This window comes from Nocardioides cavernae, assembly GCF_016907475.1.
Taxonomy (GTDB): Bacteria; Actinomycetota; Actinomycetes; order Propionibacteriales; family Nocardioidaceae; genus Nocardioides; species Nocardioides cavernae.
Map to the genome: position 1 here is coordinate 2,868,121 of NZ_JAFBCA010000001.1, position 18,951 is coordinate 2,887,071.

Genomic DNA, 18,951 nt, shown 5'->3' on the forward strand with positions numbered 1-18,951 from the left:
CGTGGCATGACCTCCCGCACCCCCGCCACGTCCAGGCCGAGGACCGCCCTGGTGGTGGAGGACGAGCGCACCATCAACGACGCCCTCGCCCAGCGGCTGCGCGCCGAGGGCTACGACGTCGAGCAGGCCTTCGACGGCCCGTCCGCGGTCGAGATGGCCGCTGCCGTGCGTCCCGACGTCGTCCTGCTCGACGTGATGCTCCCCGGGTTCGACGGCCTCGAGGTGTGCCGCCGCGTCCAGGCCGCACGCCCGGTGCCGGTGCTGATGCTGACCGCACGCGACGACGAGGCCGACGTGCTGGTGGGGCTCGGGGTCGGCGCCGACGACTACCTGACCAAGCCGTTCTCGATGCGCGAGGTCGTCGCCCGGGTGGCCGCCCTCTTGCGCCGGGTCGAGCGGGCGGCCGCGCTGGCGGACGAGCGGCCCGCCACCATCGAGGTCGGCGGCGTGCGGATCGACCCCGGCTCCCGGCGTACGACGGTCGCCGGCGAGGCCGTGCACCTCACCCCGACCGAGTTCGACCTGCTGCTGTCCCTGGCCCGCGCGCCCGGTCAGGTCCTCAGCCGCGAGCGGCTGCTGCGTGACGTCTGGGACTGGGGCGACGCCTGGGCCAGCGCCAGCGCGACCCGCACCGTCGACAGCCACGTCAAGGCGCTGCGCAGCAAGGTGGGTGCGTCGCGGATCCGCACCGTGCACGGCGTCGGCTACTCCCTCGAGGACCTTGCATGAGCGCCTGGTTCGACGCCGTCTCCAGCCTCAAGGCCAAGCTCGGCCTGCTGGTGGTCGCGTCGGTCGTCACCGCGGTCCTGCTGACCCTGCTGGGCTCCGCCGCTGACGTCTCGCCGCTGCTCGTGCTGCCGGTGAGCGTCGCGCTCGCGCTGGGCGTGACGCAGCTCCTGGCCGCCGGCATGGTCGCCCCGCTGCGGCGGATGACCGAGGTGTCGCGAGCGATGGCACGCGGCGACTACACCGGACGTGTGCGCACGTCGGCGACCGACGAGGTCGGCCAGCTCGCCACCGCCTTCAACCGGATGGCGGAGGACCTCGCGAGGGTGGACCGCGAGCGGCGTGACCTGATCGCCACGGTCTCCCACGAGCTGCGTACGCCGCTCACGGCCATGACCGCCCTGCTCGAGAACCTCGCCGACGGCGTGGTGCCCGCCGACTCCCAGCACCTCGGCGCCGCGCTCGAGGAGGCGCAGCGCCTGGGCCGGCTGGTCGAGGACCTGCTCCAGCTCTCCCGGCTCGAGGCCGGCGTGGTCGACCTGGACCGCCAGGACGTGGCGCTGCATCCGCTCGTCGATGACGTCGTCGCCCAGGTGCGCGCCACCGGCCGGACCCTCGACGTCGCGATGGATGTCGCCGACGACCTCGTGGTCGCCGGCGACCCGGCCCGGCTGCGCCAGCTGCTGGTCAACGTGGTGGACAACTCGGCGCGCCACGCGCCCGCCGGGACCTCCGTACGGATCACCGCCGGGGACGACGGTGGGACCGATGGTGGGGGCATCGGCGGCTCGTGGTGGCTCGAGGTCGTCGACGCCGGCGGGGGAGTGGCGCCGGAGGACCGGGACCGCGTCTTCGAGCGTTTCGGCACCGACGGTGCCGGGGGGACCGGCCTCGGACTCGCCGTGGCCCGGTGGGTGGCCGAGCTCCACGGCGGGTCCCTCCGCTTCCTCGACCCCGACGTCGGGCAGGGTGCCCGGATCCGGCTCGAGGTCCCGGGTGAGCGCGCGACCGCCGTCCCCACCTCGCCGGCACCCGTCCCGTCCGCAGTCCCGTCCGTCGTCGCACCGACCGTCGCGGTGCCGGAGACCACCCCGCGCCCGCAGTCCGGGCTGGACGCGGTGTTCGGTCGCTTCTGGCCCGACCGCGCCGCCCCGCACGGGCTCCGGACCGTGGTCGCCGCGGCGGGGGCCGGGCTCGTCGCCGGCATCGCCCTGTCGTTCACCGCGGTCGGCATCACGTGGACGCTGGTCGCGCTGACGTGCGGTGCAGCGGCGCTGGTCACCGCGCGCCGGCGACGCGAGCCATGGACCCTCGTGTGCGCGGGACTGGCCATCATGCTCGTGCTGCCGATGACCCTGCGGGCCGCTTGGTGGGTGCAGATGCTGGGGCTCGTCGTGGCGGCGGCCGTGTTCCTGTGCGGCGTCACCGGGGCTCGCACGCTGCCCGGCATCCTGCTGTCCGGGATGGCGTGGCCGCTTGCGTCGCTGCGCGGCCTGCCGTGGTTCGGCCGGTCGCTCCGGATCGCCGGAACCGGGTCGCGCACGCCGGCAGTGGTGCGTACGACGGTGTGGTCGCTGCTGGGTCTCGGCGTCTTCGGCACCATCTTCGCCAGCGCCAACCCCGTCTTCGGGTCGTGGGTCGACCAGCTCGTGCCCAACCTGACCTTCAACGACCTCGTCGGACGCGCGTTCCTGGCGTGCTTCGTCTTCGCCGCCACCCTCGGCGCCGCCTACCTGGCGCTCAACCCCGCCGACGTCGAGGTGCTGGGGGGGCGCCGGCCCGCCGCGCTCGCCAACCGCTTCGAGTGGCTCGTCCCGGTGCTCGTCGTCGACGCCGTGTTCCTCGCCTTCATCGCCGCGCAGGCGCGGGCCCTGGTCGGCGGACGCAACTACATCGAGGCCACGACCGGCCTGACCTACGCCGACTACGTCCACCAGGGCTTCGGCCAGCTCACGCTGGCCACGGCGCTGACGGTGCTGGTCGTGTGGATCGCCTCGAGGCGAGCCGGCGACAGCATCGAGGACCGACGGTGGCTGCGGGGCTCGCTCGGCCTGCTCTGCGTCCTCACGCTGCTGGTGGTCGCATCCGCCCTACGTGGCATGTCGGTCTACCAGGACGCCTACGGCTTCACGACGCTGCGGCTCTTCGTCGACGTCTTCGAGGGGTGGCTCGGCTTCGTCGTGCTCGCGATCATGGTCGCCGGCGCCGCCGGTCGCGGTGCCTGGCTCCCGCGCATCGCGCTCGTGTCCGGTGCGGTCGCGCTCGTCGGGCTCGCCGCGATCAACCCCGACGCCTGGGTCGCCGGACGCAACATCGACCGCTACGAAGCCACCGGCAAGCTCGACCTGCGCTACCTCCAGGACCTCTCCGCTGATGCGACACCGGTGATCGCGGACCGGCTGCCCCCGGAGGTGTCCCGCTGCGTGCTCCAGCAGCTGCCGGACAACGAGATGCGCGCGGAGGCCCTCGACGACCCGCGCGCGTGGAACCTGGGCCGCAGCCGCGCCGAGGGGCCGCTCACCGACCTCGGCCTGCTGCCGGCGGGCGAGCAGGCGGCGTACGACGTCGGAACGGGCGTCCCGGCCGACGAGTGCAGTGACGTCTGGGCGGACTTCGGGGAGTAGCATTCTCACCGTGGACACGAGCCTACGATTTCTGCGCCCCGGACCTGGTCCGTCGGGCAGCTGACGTCACCGGGTCCGGGGAGTCCCCGTCCGACCCGACGCTCATCCACTTCTAGACTCTGCGGCGAACTGCTGTCGCCGCGCGAAAGGGAGCCATGTCCGGCCCCAACACCGACTACGACCCCGTCGAAGTGACCCCGCTCAAGGCCGACCAGGTCGAGGCGATGCGTGAGGCGGCGCTCGCCGCGATCGCGGACGCCGCCGACCTCGACGCGCTCAAGCAGGTCCGGCTCGACCACGCCGGCGACCGCTCGCCCCTCGCCCTCGCCAACCGCGAGATCGGCGCCCTGCCGCCCCAGGCGCGCAAGGACGCCGGCCAGCGCGTCGGCCAGGCCCGCGGCGCCGTCAACCAGGCCATCGCGGCCCGTCAGGCCGTCCTCGAGGGCGAGCACGAGGAGCGGATGCTGGCCGAGGAGACCGTCGACGTCTCCCTGCCGACGACCCGCCGCCGCCGCGGCGGCCGGCACCCGCTGACCCTGCAGTCCGAGCTCATCGCCGACCTCTTCGTGGCCATGGGCTACGAGGTGGCCGAGGGACCGGTCGTCGAGGCCGAGTGGCTGAACTTCGACGCCCTCAACCTCGGGCCCGACCACCCGGCCCGCACCATGCAGGACACCTTCTGGACCGAGCCGGCCGAGGACCACGTCGTGCTCCGCACCCAGACCTCACCCGTCCAGGCGCGCACGATGCTGACCCGCAAGCCGCCCATCTACGTCGTCTGCCCGGGCCGGGTGTTCCGCACCGACGAGTACGATGCCACGCACTCGCCGATGTTCCACCAGGTCGAGGGTCTTGTGGTCGACGAGGGCATCACGATGGCGCACCTCAAGGGCACGCTCGACCACTTCGCGTCCCAGCTGTTCGGCGACGGGATCACGACGCGGTTCCGGCCGTCCTACTTCCCGTTCACCGAGCCGTCGGCCGAGGTCGACGTGCGGTGCTTCGTGTGCCGCGGCGTCGACTCCGCCTCGTGCCGCACCTGCCGTGGCGAGGGCTGGATCGAGTGGGGCGGCTGCGGCGTGGTCAACCCCCGCGTCCTGGTCGCCTGCGGCGTCGACCCGGAGGTCTACAGCGGCTTCGCGTTCGGCATGGGCATCGACCGGTCGTTCATGTTCCGCCACGACCTGGAGGACATGCGTCCGCTCTTCGAGGGCGACGTCCGGTTCACCAGCGCGTTCGGCACCGAGATCTGAGAGGGGAGAACGAGCGATGAAGGCACCCCTGTCCTGGATCCTGGACCTCGTCGACGTACCCGCCGGCACCACCACCGAGGAGATCACCGACCGGCTCACGCTGACCGGCCTCAAGCTCGAGGCGATCGTCAGCCCCGGCCGCGAGATCACCGGCCCGCTGGTGATCGGCCGCGTCCTGACGGTGGAGCCGGAGCCGCAGAAGAACGGCAAGACCATCAACTGGTGCACCGTCGACGTCGGTGACGCCAACGGCACCGGCGAGCCGCAGGGCATCGTCTGCGGGGCCCACAACTTCGCGCCGGGCGACCTCGTCGTCACGGTGCTGCCCGGCGGCGTGCTCCCCGGCGGCTTCGAGATCGGCGCCCGCAAGACCTACGGCCACCTCTCCGCCGGCATGATCTGCTCGGCCCGCGAGCTCGGCCTCGGCGAGGACCACGACGGCATCATCGTGCTGCCGCCCGACGCCGGCGAGCCCGGCCAGGACGTCCGTGCGGTGCTCGGCCTCGACGAGGAGGTCATCGAGTTCGAGGTCAACCCCGACCGGGCCTACGCGCTGTCCCTGCGCGGCATCGCCCGCGAGGTGCTCGTCTCCGTGGACGGCGCGAGCGGCTTCCGCGACCCGGCGCTGCGGGACACCCCTGCGGCCAACGACGAGGGCCACCCCGTGGACGTCGAGGACGCCGAGGGATGCCCGGTGTTCGTGGCCCGGCGGGTCGACGGCTTCGACCCCGCTGCGCCGACGCCGGACTTCATGGTCCAGCGCATCACCGCGGCCGGGATGCGCCCCATCTCGCTCGCCGTCGACGTCACCAACTACGTGATGCTCGAGACCGGCCGGCCGATCCACGGCTACGACGCCGACCGGCTGCAGGGCGCGATCGTCGTACGCCGGGCGCGCGAGGGCGAGAAGCTCACGACCCTCGACGGGACCGCCCGCACGCTCGACCCCGGCGACCTCGTCGTCACCGACGACTCCGGGATCATCGGCCTGGGCGGCGTCATGGGCGGGGAGACCACCGAGATCTCGGGAACGACCACGTCGGTCCTCGTCGAGGCCGCCCACTGGGACGCCGTGTCGATGTACCGCACGGGTCGCCGCCACAAGATCACCTCCGAGGCCGGCAAGCGCAACGAACGCGGCGTCGACCCCACCATCTGCGAGGCGGCCGCCGACCGTGTCGTCGAGCTGCTCGTCGAGCACGGCGGCGGCACGGCCCACCCGGGCGTCACCGTCGTCGGCACCCCCCCGGCCATGCCGGTCGTCGAGGTCGCGGGCGACCTGGCCGCCCGCGTGTCGGGGATGCCGATCACCGAGGAGCAGTCGGTCGCGTGCCTGCGTGCGGTCGGCTGCGAGGTCGAGGGGTCCGGCACCCTGTCGGTCACCCCGCCCCCGTGGCGTCCCGACCTCACCGACGCCCAGGACTTCTCCGAGGAGGTCGTCCGGCTCGTCGGCTACGACAAGGTGCCGTCGGTCCTCCCCACACCTCCGTCCGGTCGCGGTCTCACCCGCCCGCAGCTGCTGCGGCGCCGGATCGGGCGCACGCTCGCCGGCGAGGGCTTCGTGGAGGTGGTGACCTTCCCGTTCGTCGGCGAGGCCGACCTCGACGCGCTGGGCCTGGCAGCCGAGGACCCGCGCCGCGACCTGCTGCGGCTGTCCAACCCGCTCAACGCCGAGGCGGGCTTCATGACCGCGACCCTCCTCCCGGGCGTGCTGCGCGCGGCCGGCAAGAACGTCGGGCACGGCACGACGGACGTCGCGATCTTCGAGACCGGCACCGTCACGCTCCCGCGTCACGCCGGCCCGGCAGCGATCCTGCCTGTCGATCGGCGCCCGACCGAGGCCGAGCTCGAGGCCCTCGACGCCGCCCTGCCCGCCCAGCCGCTCCACCTCGCGCTGGTCGCTGCCGGAGACGCGGCGTCCGGCGGCTGGTGGGGCGAGGCCCGGCCCTTCTCGTGGGCCGACGCCGTCGAGGCCGTACGAGCCGTCGCGGCATCGCTCGGCCTCGAGGTCAGTGCCTCGGCCGTCGAGCTCGCGCCGTGGCACCCCGGTCGCTGCGCCGAGCTGACGGTCGACGGCGAGGTCATCGGTCACGCCGGCGAGGTGCACCCCACGGTGTGCCAGGCGTTCGGCCTGCCGAAGCGCACCGTCGCCGCGGAGGTCGACCTCGACCTCCTGATCGCGCGCGCGGTGCACCTCCGTACGGCGCCGACCTTCTCGTCGTACCCGGTCGCGAAGGAGGACGTCGCGCTCGTCGTCGATGCCTCGGTCCCGGCCGCCGACGTGGAGGCCGCGCTGCGCGAGGGTGCCGGTGAGCTGCTCGAGTCGATCCGGCTCTTCGACGTCTACACCGGCGACCAGGTCGGCGAGGGCAAGAAGTCGCTCGCCTACGCCCTGCGCTTCCGCGCGCTCGACCGGACCCTCAAGGAGGGTGAGGCGGCAGCGGCCCGCGACGCCGCCGTCGCGCTCGCCGCCGAGCGCACCGGCGCCGTCCAGCGCGCCTGAGCTGCGCCCGTTCCGACGCCACTGGCCCTTGAGTCTCCTGGAGACTCAAGGGCCAGTGCGCGTGTTCCCGGCAGGTCAGCGCCGCTCGCAGGAACGACGGACCTCCGCGACGCAGCGGTCCCGGCCCTTCTGACCGTCGGCCCGGTCGCGCCCGGATCCGCCCAGCAACGTGTCGTCGCCCTTACCGCCGAACAGGCGGTCCCGGCCGGCACCACCGAGCACGTCGTCGTCGCCACCGTTGCCCCGGAGCAGGTCGTCACCCGGTCCACCGAGGAGCCGGTCGGCGAGGTACCCACCGCGGAGCTCGTCGTACCCGGCGCCACCACGGACCACCGCGGGCCGCGGGTTGCGGCCGGCTCCCGCCGACCCGATGGTGGTCAGGACGTCGTCGCCACCGCGCCCGTCGAGGCGGATCCTGGTGTGGCCGCCGACCTTGATCACGTCGGGGCCGCTGCTGCCGACCACCTCGACCTTGTCGGCGAGCACGACAGCCTTCTCCCAGACGTCGATCGTCGAGGAGTAGTGGACGCGACGACGGACCTCGCAGTCGTAGGTGGATCCGAGCCGGACCACGGAGGCGCGGCACCAGCCACCGCCGTGCAGCATGTCGCGCCCGGCGCCGCCGATCATCGACCCGCTCGCCGAGTCCGACAGGTAGAGCCGGTCGTCGCCGCCGCGCAGGTCGACGTCCAGGCGCCGGTCGGGGTCGGAAGGCACGCTGCTGCTGCCGTCGTCGGTCCGGACCTCGGGCCAATAGGTGACACGCTCGTCCGCGTCGGTGCCGATGAAGGACGTCCGCAGGTTGGGGAACGTCAGCTGGTAGTCGGCGACCCCGCCGGACCAGCGCAGCACTGTGGTGCCTCCAGCCGTCACGGTCCCGCTTGGGGCATCGATGGCGACGTCGCCGACCCAGCCCTCCACCAGGGTCAGGAAGTTGCTGCCGTCACCGAGGTCCACGGAGCCACCGACCTGCTGTCCGGCCCACTCGACCCGGTCGTCGCCCGTGCCGGTGGCGACCACGTCGGGATTCGGGGCGCCCAGCGACTCCGAGCCGGTGGCCACGTAGTCGTTGCCGCCACGGGTGTCGATCACGTCGCGCTCCGTGTCGGTGGTGTCCCCGCCGAGCCCCGGCCCGGCGTACACCGCCTCGTTCGTGTCGCCGCCCACGAAGGTGTCAGCGCCCGCGCCGAGCAGGACGGTCACGTCGCGGCGGCTGGAGGTCGTCTCGTTGTGGACCACGTCGTCGCCGGGACCGGTGTCGAGGAAGAGGTACCGCTTCACGCTGTCGTCATCGGTGAGGCGTATGCACACGACGTCGTTGCCGGCGCCGGTGCTCACCGACTTCTGGCCGGGCCCCATGACCATGACGTCGTCGCCGTCGGTCCCGGCGTCGCCCACGGTCGTCACCGCCCTGCCCTGGCAGGTGGCGGGGTCGGCGTTGGCCGGGACGCTCGGCAGGAGCGCCAGGGTGAGGCCGAGCACGGCACCGAGGCCGGTCGCGGTGACGGTGGTGGACATGGGTGTTCCTCCCGAGAGGTGGCGCTGCTGGCGATGACGCTCCTGCCAGCATGGTCATCAGGGAGACGCAGCCGGACGCCCGCCGGTTGTCGTCAGTTGATCGGCGACGCCACGATCGCGGCGAACCGCCCGAGCACGTCCCGGTCCCCGGCGGTCGAGATGTCGGTGTCGTCGCCGCGGTTCCACAGCCACAGGTCGAGCGCGGCCGCCGGCCCGTCCACGACGACGTCCGGCTCGACGTCGGCGTCGTCCGGCGCGGGCACGACGTGGAAGTCCTCCTCGTCGGCGTACGACGTGCCGCTGTCGGGGTCGGTGCCCGAGAACGTCCCGAACCGCAGCCAGAACGACTCACCGGTGTCGGTCACGTCGACCCGCACCGTCCCCTCACCGGCCTCCCAGGACCCCCACGGAGGCATGCCGCCGTACATCACGTCGAGGCACTCGTGCACCCCGTCGGTCGCCAGCGGCGCGTCGAGCTCGCTGCCCACCCCGGCGGCCTGCTCGGCGTCGACGCGGTGCACCAGCGCCTCGTGCGCCTGCCGTCGGAGGATGAACCCGACCGTGTGGTCGTCCGACCAGTTCCAGGCCTCCTCCTCCGGGTCCGCGCCGTCGAGCGCCGCAGCCAGACCGGCCGACCACTCGTCGTAGGCGCGCAGCAGGTCGTCGTACGCCTCCGGGCGGGGCGGGTCGATCTCCTCCGGCCGCTCGGGCCTGGCCGTCAGCACCTCGGTCCACCACCGCTGCACCGTGGCGAGGTGCCACAGCAGGTCGGCGGCGTCCCAGTCGGGACACGCCGGGACCCGGGCCGCCGGGTCGCAGCCGGCGAGCACGTCGCGGAAGCGAGCGGACTCGGCGCGCAGGTGGTCGAGGTAGACATCGGGGGACGGGCGGGTGTGGAGTGAGGTCACCCGTGCACGGTAGGGGAGGAGACCGACGCTCCGCCTCGCGTTATCGGACCCGACTCGCCGCATACATGCAGTGCAATGTATAGTCATGCATATGACCGCAACAGTCGCCGTGGCCGGAGCCAGTGGGTACGCCGGAGGAGAGGTCCTGCGCCTCCTCCTGGGCCACCCGGGCGTCGAGGTCGGAGCGGTGACCGCGGGTTCCAACGCCGGTGAGCGGCTCGGCTCGCTGCAGCCGCACCTGCTCCCGCTGGCCGACCGGGTGCTGGCGGAGACGACGGTCGACACGCTGGCGGGGCACGACGTCGTGGTCCTGGGGCTGCCGCACGGCCAGTCCGCCGAGATCGCGCGGGAGCTCGGCGACGACACCGTCGTCATCGACTGCGGTGCCGACTTCCGTCTCACCGACGCGGGGGAGTGGCAGACGTTCTACGGCGGCGAGCACGCCGGATCGTGGCCCTACGGCCTCCCGGAGCTGCCCGGCCAGCGGGACCTGCTCCGCGGTGCCCGGCGGATCGCCGTGCCCGGCTGCTACCCGACCGTCTCGACACTCGCGGCGGTCCCTGCGCTCGTTGCCGGTCTCGTCGAGCCCGACGTCACCGTGGTCGCCGCGTCCGGCACGAGCGGCGCCGGCAAGGCCGCGAAGCCGCACCTGCTCGGCAGCGAGGTGATGGGCAACGCCAGCGCCTACGGCGTCGGCGGCACCCACCGGCACACGCCCGAGATCGTCCAGAACCTCAGCGGCGTCCACGGTGCGGCGGTGCGGGTCGGCTTCACGCCGCTCCTGGTGCCGATGTCCCGCGGCATCCTCGCGACCGTCCAGGCGCCCCTGCTCGACGGGGTCACCCCGGACCAGGTCCGCGACGCCTACGCAGCGGCGTACGACACCGAGCCCTTCGTGCACCTGCTCCCCGAGGGCCAGTGGCCGCAGACCCAGTCCGTGCTCGGCTCCAACGCCGTCCAGGTGCAGGTTGCGGTCGACGAGCGCGTACGACGACTCGTGGCGGTGGCCGTGGTCGACAACCTCGCTAAGGGCACCGCCGGCGCCGCCGTCCAGTGCATGAACCTCGCCCTGGGTCTCGACGAGGCCGCCGGGCTCACCACGATCGGAATTGCCCCGTAATGACTGTCACCACCCCCCACGGCTTCACCGCCGCCGGCGTCGCGGCCGGACTCAAGTCCACCGGTGCCAAGGACCTCGCCCTGGTCGTCAACCTGGGCCCCACCTTCGACTCCGCCAGCGTCTTCACCGCCAACCGGTGCCTGGCCAACCCCGTGCTGTGGAGCCAGGAAGTCGTCAAGGACGGCACCGTCAGGGCGGTCGTCCTCAACTCCGGCGGCGCCAACTGCTACACCGGCCCCGAGGGCTTCCAGACCACCCATGCGGTGGCGGAGAAGGTCGCCGAGGGCCTCGGCATCGGCGCCATCGACGTCGTCGTCTGCTCCACCGGCCTCATCGGTCTCGCCAACGACCGCGACGACCTCCTGGCCGGCGTCGAGGCGGCGAGCGCTGCGCTGTCGCCCGACGGGGGCACCAGCGCCGCCGAGGCGATCATGACCACCGACTCGGTCAGCAAGAACACCGTCGTCGAGGGCGCCGGCTGGTCGATCGGCGGGATGGCCAAGGGCGCGGGGATGCTCGCCCCGCAGCTGGCCACGATGCTCGTGGTCCTGACCACCGACGCCGTCGTGCCCGCCGCCGACCTCGACGCCGCGCTCCGCGCCGCCACCCGGGTCAGCTTCGACCGCCTCGACTCCGACGGGTGCATGTCCACCAACGACACGGTCACCGTGATGGCCAGCGGTGCCAGCGGCATCACCCCCACGCCGGAGGACTTCACCGCCGCGCTCACCCAGGCCTGCACCGACCTCGCGATGCAGCTGCTCAAGGACGCCGAGGGTGCCGACCACGAGATCGCCATCACCACCCTCCACGCCGCGTCGGAGGAGGAGGCGGTCGAGGTGAGCCGCAGCGTCGCCCGCAGCAACCTGTTCAAGGCCGCCGTCTTCGGCAACGACCCCAACTGGGGACGGGTGCTCGCCTCCATCGGCACCACCCAGGCGCAGTTCGACCCCGCCGACCTCGACGTCGCGATGAACGGGGTGTGGGTCTGCCGGCAGTCCACCCCGGCCGAGGACCCGGCGAGCGTCGACCTCACCGGCCGCGAGGTGAGCGTGACCATCGACCTCAAGTCCGGCGACGCCCGCGCCACCGTCTGGACCAACGACCTCACCCACGCCTACGTCCACGAGAACAGCGCCTACAGCTCATGAGCGATCCCATGCCCGAGACCGTCCAGAACCCGCGCCGCCCCGACCCGGCCAAGGCCCGCACGCTGGCCGCGGCCCTGCCGTGGCTCAAGCGCTACCACGGCCGCACGATCGTCGTGAAGTACGGCGGCAACGCGATGACCGACGAGTCCCTCAAGGTCGCCTTCGCCGAGGACATCGCCTTCCTGCGCTTCGCCGGCTTCAAGCCCGTCGTCGTGCACGGCGGCGGCCCGCAGATCTCCCGGATGCTCGACAGGCTCGGCATCGAGTCGGAGTTCCGCGGTGGCCTGCGGGTCACCACCCCCGAGGCGATGGAGGTCGTCCGGATGGTGCTCGTCGGCCAGGTCCAGCGCGAGCTCGTCGGCCTGATCAACCAGCACGGCGCGCTGGCCGTGGGCCTCTCCGGTGAGGACGCCGGCCTCTTCACCGCCGAGCCCACCAACACGATCGTCGACGGCGAGGAGGTCGACCTCGGCCTGGTCGGCGAGGTCGCCAAGGTGCGGCCCGAGGCGGTGCTCGACCTGATCGAGGCCGGCCGGGTGCCGGTCGTCAGCTCGGTCGCGCCCGACGTCGACGGCCAGGTCCACAACGTCAACGCGGACACCGCCGCCGCGGCCCTCGCGGTCGCGCTGGGGGCAGAGAAGCTGCTGGTCCTCACGGACGTGGAGGGCCTCTACCGCGACTACGGCAACTCCGACGACCTGATCCAGGAGATCAGCCCGGAGGCGCTCGGCGAGATGCTGCCGTCCCTCGACGCGGGCATGGTCCCCAAGATGCGTGCCTGCTACGAGGCCGTCACCGGCGGGGTGCCGCGCGCCACGGTCGTCGACGGACGCGAGCCCCACTCCGTGCTGCTCGAGATCTTCACCGACGAGGGGGTCGGCACCCAGGTGCTCCCCGGCGTCGCCACGAGGATGCGCAAGCCCTACCCGACGGAGGAGGCCACATGAGCATCCAGGACCGCTACACCGGCGCCGTGATGAACACCTTCGGCCCGCCCGTGCTGGCGCTCGTCCGCGGGGAGGGCGCGCACGTGTGGGACGCCGACGGCAAGGAGTACGTCGACCTGCTGGGCGGCATCGCCGTCAACGCCCTCGGCCACGCCCACCCCGCCCTCGTCGAGGCCGTCACCACCCAGCTCCGCACGCTCGGCCACGTCTCCAACTTCTTCGCCACCGAGCCGCAGGTAGCGCTGGCCGAGCGCCTCGTCGGCCTCCTCGGCTGGTCCGACGACGCGCGCGTCTTCTTCAGCAACTCCGGCGCCGAGGCCAACGAGGCCGCGCTCAAGCTCACCCGCCGGACCGGCCGCACCCGGCTCGTCGCCGCCGAGGGCTCGTTCCACGGTCGCACCATGGGTGCGCTGGCCCTCACGTCCAAGGCCGCCTACCGCGAGCCGTTCGAGCCCCTGCCGGGCGACGTCACCTTCGTCCCGTACGACGACGTGGCCGCGCTGGAGGCCGCCGTCGACGACACCGTCGCCGCGGTCGTCCTCGAGCCGATCCAGGGGGAGGCCGGCGTGGTCGTGCCGTCCGCCGACTACCTCGCCGCCGCCCAGCGGATCGCCCACGACCACGGCGCGCTGCTGTGGCTCGACGAGGTGCAGACCGGCGTCGCCCGCACCGGCGCGTGGTTCGCCCACCAGCTGCTCCACGGCGTGCAGCCCGACGTCGTCACGCTCGCCAAGGGCCTCGGTGGCGGCATCCCGATCGGCGCGACGGTCGCCCGTGGTGACGCCGCGGCGCTGCTCCAGCCGGGCAACCACGGCACCACCTTCGGCGGCAACCCGGTCGCGACGGCCGCCGCCCTCGCGGTCCTGGACACGATCGAGGCCGACGGGCTGATGGACGCCGCCGTCACCCGGGGCGCCCAGCTCGAGGCGCTGCTGCGCAAGCAGACCGGCGTCGTCGAGGTGACGGGCGCGGGCCTCATGCGGGGCGCCGAGCTCGACGGCCCCTACGCCACCCAGGCGGTGGCGGCCGGGCGCGAGGCGGGCTTCATCCTCAACGCCACCGGCCCGACGCGGCTGCGGTTCGTGCCGCCGCTGGTGATCACGGCCGCCGACCTCGACGCCCTCGACGCGGCCCTGCCCGCCGTCCTCGACACCGCCCGCGCCGCAGCACAGGAGCCCACCCGATGACGCGCCACTTCCTCCGTGACGACGACCTGTCGCCCGCCGAGCTGCTCGAGGTCCTCGACCTGGCCGACCGGATGAAGGCCGAGCCGTTCGACCACAAGCCGCTCGCCGGCCCGCGGACGGTCGCCCTGGTCTTCGACCGCCCGACCCTGCGCACCCAGGTGTCCTTCGCCGCCGGCATCGCCGAGCTGGGCGGCAACCCGATGACGGTCGACGGCGGCCTCGCTGCGATGGGGTCCCGTGAAGGCGTCGAGGACGTCGCCCGCATCCTCGGCCGCCAGGCCGCGGCCGTCGTCTGGCGCACCGCCCACCAGGGTGACGTCGTCACCATGGCGGCGTACGCCGGCGTGCCGGTGCTCAACGCGCTCACCGACGAGTTCCACCCCTGCCAGCTCCTCGCCGACCTGCAGACCGTGCGCGAGCACAAGGGCAGGCTGGCGGGGATCCGGGTCGCGTTCGTCGGCGACGGTGCCTGCAACATGGGCAACTCGTGGGTCCTCGCCGGCGCCTCCGCCGGCATGCACGTCGTCGTCGGCGCACCCGAAGGGTTCACGCCCGACGCCCACGTCGTCGCGAGGGCGCGTGAGATCGCGCAGGGCACCGGCGGCTCGATCGAGCTCACGACCGACCCGGTCGAGGCGGTCGCCGGTGCCGACGTCGTGGTCACCGACTCCTGGGTCAGCATGGGGCGCGAGGAGGAGTCCGAGGAACGGCTGCGGATCTTCCCGCCCTTCGGCGTCACCGAGGACCTGCTGTCCCATGCCGCGCCCGACGCGATCGTCATGCACTGCCTGCCGGCCTACCGCGGCAAGGAGATCTCCGAGGAGGTCATCGAGGGACCGCACTCGGTCGTCTGGGACGAGGCGGAGAACCGTCGCCACGCCCAGAAGGCGGTGCTGACCTGGCTGCTGGAGCGGTCATCATGACGGCCATGACCCCGCTGACCAAGAGCGCCCGGCACCAGCGGATCATCGACATCGTGACGGCCCACCCGGTGCGCTCCCAGACCGAGCTCGCCGACCTCCTCGGCGACCACGGCGTCCGTGTCACCCAGGCCACGCTGAGCCGCGACCTGGTCGAGCTCGACGCGGTCAAGGTGCGCGACACCGACGGCGCCCTCGTCTACGCCGTGCCGGGGGAGGGCGGTGACCGCAGGGTCTCCGCGCCCCGCGAGACCGCGGCCGGCCGCGACCGGCTGGCGCGGCTGTGCGCCGAGCTGCTCGTCAGCGCCGAGGCCAGCGCCAACCTCGTCGTGCTCCGTACGCCGCCCGGTGCCGCGCAGTTCCTCGCGAGTGCCTTCGACAAGGCCGACCTCGGCGACATCCTCGGCACCATCGCCGGTGACGACACGCTGCTCGTCATCGGCCGCGACCCCGCGGGCGGCGACGCCCTCGCCCAGCGGTTCCTCGACCTGGCCAACGACGTCCGCCACGGCTCGAGCCACGCCCCCAGCCCCTCGAACACCACCCCTGACTCCAGCTCAGCAAAGGACTCCCAGTGAGCAAGGTCCTCACCTCCCTCCCGGTCGGCGAGCGCGTCGGCATCGCGTTCTCCGGCGGCCTCGACACCTCGGTGGCGGTCGCCTGGATGCGCGACAAGGGCGCGGTGCCGTGCACCTACACCGCCGACATCGGTCAGTACGACGAGCCCGACATCTCCGGCGTCCCGTCCCGCGCGCTGCAGTACGGCGCCGAGCTGGCGCGCGCGGTGGACTGCAAGACGCAGCTCGTCGAGGAGGGCCTCGCGGCCCTCGCGTGCGGCGCGTTCCACATCCGTTCCGGCAGCCGGATCTACTTCAACACCACGCCCCTGGGCCGCGCCGTGACCGGCACGATGCTGGTGCGCGCGATGCACGACGACGGCGTCAACATCTGGGGCGACGGCTCGACCTTCAAGGGCAACGACATCGAGCGGTTCTACCGCTACGGCCTGCTCGCCAATCCCGACCTGCGGATCTACAAGCCGTGGCTCGACGCGGACTTCGTCACCGAGCTCGGCGGACGTCACGAGATGAGCGCCTGGCTCACCGACCACGGCCTGCCCTACCGCGACAGCCAGGAGAAGGCGTACTCCACCGACGCCAACATCTGGGGCGCCACCCACGAGGCCAAGACCCTCGAGCACCTCGACGTCTCCCTCGAGACCGTCGACCCGATCATGGGCGTGAAGTTCTGGGACCCGTCCGTCGCCATCGAGACCGAGGACGTCACGATCCGCTTCGACCAGGGCCGACCGGTGGCGATCAACGGCACGCAGTACGACGACGCCGTCGCGCTGGTACACGAGGCCAACGTCATCGGCGGCCGCCACGGCCTCGGCATGTCCGACCAGATCGAGAACCGCATCATCGAGGCGAAGTCGCGCGGCATCTACGAGGCGCCGGCGATGGCGCTGCTCTTCATCGCCTACGAGCGGCTGGTCAACGCAATCCACAACGAGGACACCGTCGCGCAGTACCACAACGAGGGCCGCAAGCTCGGTCGCCTGCTCTACGAGGGCCGGTGGCTCGACCCGCAGGCGCTGATGATCCGCGAGTCCATCCAGCGCTGGATCGCCTCCCTCGTCACCGGCGAGGTCACGCTGCGGCTGCGGCGGGGGGAGGACTACTCGATCCTCGCCACGAGCGGCCCGGCCTTCTCCTACCACCCGGACAAGCTGTCGATGGAGCGCACCGACAACGCCGCCTTCGGTCCCACCGACCGGATCGGCCAGCTCACGATGCGCAACCTCGACATCGCCGACTCGCGCGCCAAGCTCGAGCTCTACGCCGCCCAGCCGCTCGACCAGGGCCAGGTGCTCGTCGAGAACGGCACCCTCTACGGTGCCATCGAGGCCGGTGGCTACGACAAGATCACCGACAACCCGGCCACCGAGGCGGCCGACGAGTCCGCCCTGGAGAACGCGGCGATGGAGTTCGGGACCGACTGATGGCAGGCACACCGACGAGCGGCGGCACGACCAACGAGGGATCGCTGTGGGGTGGCCGCTTCGCGAGCGGACCCTCGCCCGAGCTCCAGGAGCTGTCGCGCTCGACGCACTTCGACTGGCAGCTGACGCCCTACGACCTCGCCGGCTCCCGGGCGCACGCCAACGCCCTGCACCGCGCCGGCCTGCTCACCGAGGCCGACCACGCCGAGCTGCTGCGCGGGCTGTCGGTGCTGGGGGAGCGGTACGACGCCGGCGAGCTGGTCCCCGCGACCACCGACGAGGACGTCCACGGCGCGCTCGAGCGGCTGCTGCTCGACGAGGTCGGTCCCGAGGTCGGCGGTCGGCTCCGGGCGGGCCGCTCGCGCAACGACCAGGTGGCCACGCTCTTCCGGGCCTACCTGCGCGACCACGCGCACACGATCGCCGGCCTGGTGCTCGACCTGGTCGACGTGCTCGCCTGGCAGGCGGGGGAGCACCTCGGCCCTGACTCACCCACGGTGATGCCGGGGCGCACGCACCTCCAGCATGCCCAGCCGGTGCTGCTGTCGCACCACCTGCTGGCCCACGCGTGGCCGCTGCTGCGCGACGTGGAGCGGCTGCGCGACTGGGACGCGCGCGTGGCGGGCGACTCGCCGTACGGCTCCGGGGCCCTCGCCGGCCAGACGCTCGGCCTCGACCCGGAGGCGGTCGCGGCGGAGCTCGGCTTCTCTGGCTCGTCGGCCAACTCCATCGACGGCACGTCGTCGCGCGACTTCGCCGCCGAGTTCGCCTTCGTCACCGCCCAGGTGGGCGTCGACCTCTCCCGCCTCGCCGAGGAGGTCATCCTCTGGACGACCCGGGAGTTCGACTTCGCCACGCTGCACGACTCGTGGTCGACCGGGTCGAGCATCATGCCGCAGAAGAAGAACCCCGACATCGCCGAGCTCGCGCGCGGCAAGTCCGGGCGGCTGATCGGCAACCTGTCCGGGCTGATGGCCACGCTCAAGGGGCTGCCGCTGGCCTACAACCGCGACCTGCAGGAGGACAAGGAGCCGGTCTTCGACTCGGTCCGCACCCTCGAGGTCCTGCTGCCCGCCATGACCGGCATGGTCGCGACGCTCACCTTCAACGGTCCCCGGATGGCCGAGCTCGCTCCGCAGGGCTTCTCGCTCGCGACCGACGTCGCCGAGTGGCTGGTGCGCGAGGGCGTGCCGTTCCGTGACGCCCACGAGGTCGCCGGTGCGTGCGTACGCCGCTGCGAGGAGCTCGGCTGCGACCTGCCCGACCTCACCGACGAGCAGCTGGCCGGGATCTCGCCGACCCTGACGCCGGAGGTCCGCACGGTCCTGACCGTCGAGGGGTCGGTCGCCTCGCGCTCCGGCCGCGGCGGCACGGCACCGGACCGCGTCCGTGAGCAGCTCGACGAGGTGCGTACGGCTACCACCGGACACCGTGACCGCCTGGGCTGAGGGCGACCCGCTCGAGGTGGCACCCCGCCTGCTCGGCGCGATCCTCACCCACGGCGGCGTCTCGGTGCGCCTCACCGAGGTGGAGGCGTACGCCGGCCCGCTCGACCCGGGTTCGCACGCGCACCGCGGGCAGACGGCCCGCAACGAGGTGATGTTCGGTCCGCCCGGCCGGCTCTACGTCTACTTCGTCTACGGGATGCACTTCTGCGCCAACCTCGTCACCGGCCCCGAGGGTGACCCCGGCGCCGTCCTGCTGCGCGCGGGCGAGGTGGTGGCCGGGATCGACGTCGCCCGGGAGCGCCGTCGCTCGAGCAGCGACCGCGACCTGGCCCGTGGTCCGGCCCGGTTGTGCCGGGTGCTCGGGATCGATCTCGCGGACAACGGGATCCGTCCCGACCTGGTGGCGGGGGAGCCGGTGGCCGACATCAGCACCGGACCACGGGTTGGTCTGCGGCTCGCAGCAGAGCGTCCGTGGCGGTTCTGGGCCACCGGCGATCCCACCGTCAGCACGTACCGTCCTGCGGCTCCACGCCGCGCCGCAGGCCGCTGACCTGCGGTTATGCGTGAAGGACACCCCCGGTTTTGCATGCTCCGGGAGGAGGGTCTAATGTTTCACCTGTCGCCGCAAGGCGCCGCTCCCC

15 protein-coding genes are annotated in these 18,951 nt (G+C 72.9%); 13 read left to right on the forward strand and 2 right to left on the reverse strand.

Annotated elements, in window-relative coordinates; genetic code table 11:
* The first annotated feature begins 6 nt into the window (after positions 1-6).
* The 4 genes from JOD65_RS13565 to pheT all read left to right on the forward strand — a co-directional run bounded on the left by JOD65_RS13565 (position 7) and on the right by pheT (position 7,106).
* Positions 7-729 (forward strand): response regulator transcription factor, encoded by a 723-nt coding sequence (locus JOD65_RS13565; protein WP_191197102.1) that lies wholly within the window; start codon positions 7-9, stop codon positions 727-729.
* The gene (locus JOD65_RS13570; protein WP_191197101.1) at positions 726-3,350 is read left to right on the forward strand and encodes a DUF4153 domain-containing protein; all 2,625 of its coding nucleotides are present in this window, start codon (positions 726-728) and stop codon (positions 3,348-3,350) included. Before JOD65_RS13565 ends, JOD65_RS13570 begins: the two co-directional genes overlap by 4 nt.
* A gap of 155 nt (positions 3,351-3,505) precedes the next feature.
* Positions 3,506-4,603 (forward strand): phenylalanine--tRNA ligase subunit alpha, encoded by a 1,098-nt coding sequence (gene pheS, locus JOD65_RS13575; protein WP_191197100.1) that lies wholly within the window; start codon positions 3,506-3,508, stop codon positions 4,601-4,603.
* Between the two features lie 16 nt (positions 4,604-4,619).
* Positions 4,620-7,106, forward strand: a complete 2,487-nt coding sequence (gene pheT / locus JOD65_RS13580; protein ID WP_191197099.1) for a phenylalanine--tRNA ligase subunit beta — start codon at positions 4,620-4,622, stop codon at positions 7,104-7,106.
* A gap of 75 nt (positions 7,107-7,181) precedes the next feature.
* Here pheT and JOD65_RS13585 read toward each other — a convergent pair whose 3' ends face one another.
* Together JOD65_RS13585 and JOD65_RS13590 are read right to left on the reverse strand one after the other, a co-directional pair.
* On the reverse strand, positions 7,182-8,624 hold the full coding sequence (locus JOD65_RS13585; RefSeq protein WP_191197098.1) for a calcium-binding protein: 1,443 nt from the start codon (positions 8,622-8,624) through the stop codon (positions 7,182-7,184).
* Between the two features lie 92 nt (positions 8,625-8,716).
* A complete protein-coding gene (locus JOD65_RS13590) occupies positions 8,717-9,532 on the reverse strand; it encodes a maleylpyruvate isomerase family mycothiol-dependent enzyme (RefSeq protein ID WP_307821166.1) in 816 nt (271 codons plus the stop codon).
* Positions 9,533-9,623: 91 nt separating this feature from the next.
* Between JOD65_RS13590 and argC the strand changes: the two genes are divergently transcribed.
* From argC to JOD65_RS13635, 9 genes are read left to right on the forward strand one after another with little or no spacing between them, the layout of a single operon-like run.
* On the forward strand, positions 9,624-10,652 hold the full coding sequence (gene argC / locus JOD65_RS13595) for an N-acetyl-gamma-glutamyl-phosphate reductase (protein ID WP_204811172.1): 1,029 nt from the start codon (positions 9,624-9,626) through the stop codon (positions 10,650-10,652).
* Positions 10,652-11,803 carry a bifunctional glutamate N-acetyltransferase/amino-acid acetyltransferase ArgJ gene (gene argJ / locus JOD65_RS13600; RefSeq protein WP_191197095.1) on the forward strand — a complete coding sequence of 384 codons (1,152 nt, stop codon included), beginning with the start codon at positions 10,652-10,654 and terminating at the stop codon, positions 11,801-11,803. Before argC ends, argJ begins: the two co-directional genes overlap by 1 nt.
* A gap of 8 nt (positions 11,804-11,811) precedes the next feature.
* A complete protein-coding gene (argB, locus tag JOD65_RS13605; RefSeq protein WP_191197094.1) occupies positions 11,812-12,750 on the forward strand; it encodes an acetylglutamate kinase in 939 nt (312 codons plus the stop codon).
* The gene (locus JOD65_RS13610; RefSeq protein ID WP_191197093.1) at positions 12,747-13,937 is read left to right on the forward strand and encodes an acetylornithine transaminase; all 1,191 of its coding nucleotides are present in this window, start codon (positions 12,747-12,749) and stop codon (positions 13,935-13,937) included. The genes argB and JOD65_RS13610 overlap by 4 nt, the downstream gene beginning before the upstream one ends.
* On the forward strand, positions 13,934-14,860 hold the full coding sequence (gene argF, locus JOD65_RS13615; protein WP_191197092.1) for an ornithine carbamoyltransferase: 927 nt from the start codon (positions 13,934-13,936) through the stop codon (positions 14,858-14,860). Before JOD65_RS13610 ends, argF begins: the two co-directional genes overlap by 4 nt.
* On the forward strand, positions 14,857-15,435 hold the full coding sequence (locus JOD65_RS13620) for an arginine repressor (RefSeq protein ID WP_191197091.1): 579 nt from the start codon (positions 14,857-14,859) through the stop codon (positions 15,433-15,435). Before argF ends, JOD65_RS13620 begins: the two co-directional genes overlap by 4 nt.
* Positions 15,432-16,862, forward strand: coding sequence for an argininosuccinate synthase (argG, locus tag JOD65_RS13625; RefSeq protein WP_191197090.1), 1,431 nt, complete (start codon positions 15,432-15,434; stop codon positions 16,860-16,862). Before JOD65_RS13620 ends, argG begins: the two co-directional genes overlap by 4 nt.
* Positions 16,862-18,310, forward strand: a complete 1,449-nt coding sequence (argH, locus tag JOD65_RS13630) for an argininosuccinate lyase (RefSeq protein ID WP_191197089.1) — start codon at positions 16,862-16,864, stop codon at positions 18,308-18,310. Before argG ends, argH begins: the two co-directional genes overlap by 1 nt.
* Positions 18,294-18,860, forward strand: coding sequence for a DNA-3-methyladenine glycosylase (locus JOD65_RS13635; protein WP_191197088.1), 567 nt, complete (start codon positions 18,294-18,296; stop codon positions 18,858-18,860). Before argH ends, JOD65_RS13635 begins: the two co-directional genes overlap by 17 nt.
* Positions 18,861-18,951 lie beyond the last annotated feature (91 nt).

Bases quoted from the DNA above. Each gene is read 5' to 3' on its own strand.
- argJ (WP_191197095.1), top strand. From the start codon at position 10,652: ATGACTGTCACCACCCCCCACGGCTTCACCGCCGCCGGCGTCGCGGCC.
- JOD65_RS13570 (WP_191197101.1), top strand. From the start codon at position 726: ATGAGCGCCTGGTTCGACGCCGTCTCCAGCCTCAAGGCCAAGCTCGGC.
- pheS (WP_191197100.1), top strand. From the start codon at position 3,506: ATGTCCGGCCCCAACACCGACTACGACCCCGTCGAAGTGACCCCGCTC.
- JOD65_RS13585 (WP_191197098.1), bottom strand. From the start codon at position 8,624: ATGTCCACCACCGTCACCGCGACCGGCCTCGGTGCCGTGCTCGGCCTC.
- argH (WP_191197089.1), top strand. From the start codon at position 16,862: ATGGCAGGCACACCGACGAGCGGCGGCACGACCAACGAGGGATCGCTG.
- JOD65_RS13565 (WP_191197102.1), top strand. From the start codon at position 7: ATGACCTCCCGCACCCCCGCCACGTCCAGGCCGAGGACCGCCCTGGTG.
- argC (WP_204811172.1), top strand. From the start codon at position 9,624: ATGACCGCAACAGTCGCCGTGGCCGGAGCCAGTGGGTACGCCGGAGGA.
- JOD65_RS13620 (WP_191197091.1), top strand. From the start codon at position 14,857: ATGACGGCCATGACCCCGCTGACCAAGAGCGCCCGGCACCAGCGGATC.
- argF (WP_191197092.1), top strand. From the start codon at position 13,934: ATGACGCGCCACTTCCTCCGTGACGACGACCTGTCGCCCGCCGAGCTG.
- argB (WP_191197094.1), top strand. From the start codon at position 11,812: ATGCCCGAGACCGTCCAGAACCCGCGCCGCCCCGACCCGGCCAAGGCC.
- JOD65_RS13610 (WP_191197093.1), top strand. From the start codon at position 12,747: ATGAGCATCCAGGACCGCTACACCGGCGCCGTGATGAACACCTTCGGC.
- pheT (WP_191197099.1), top strand. From the start codon at position 4,620: ATGAAGGCACCCCTGTCCTGGATCCTGGACCTCGTCGACGTACCCGCC.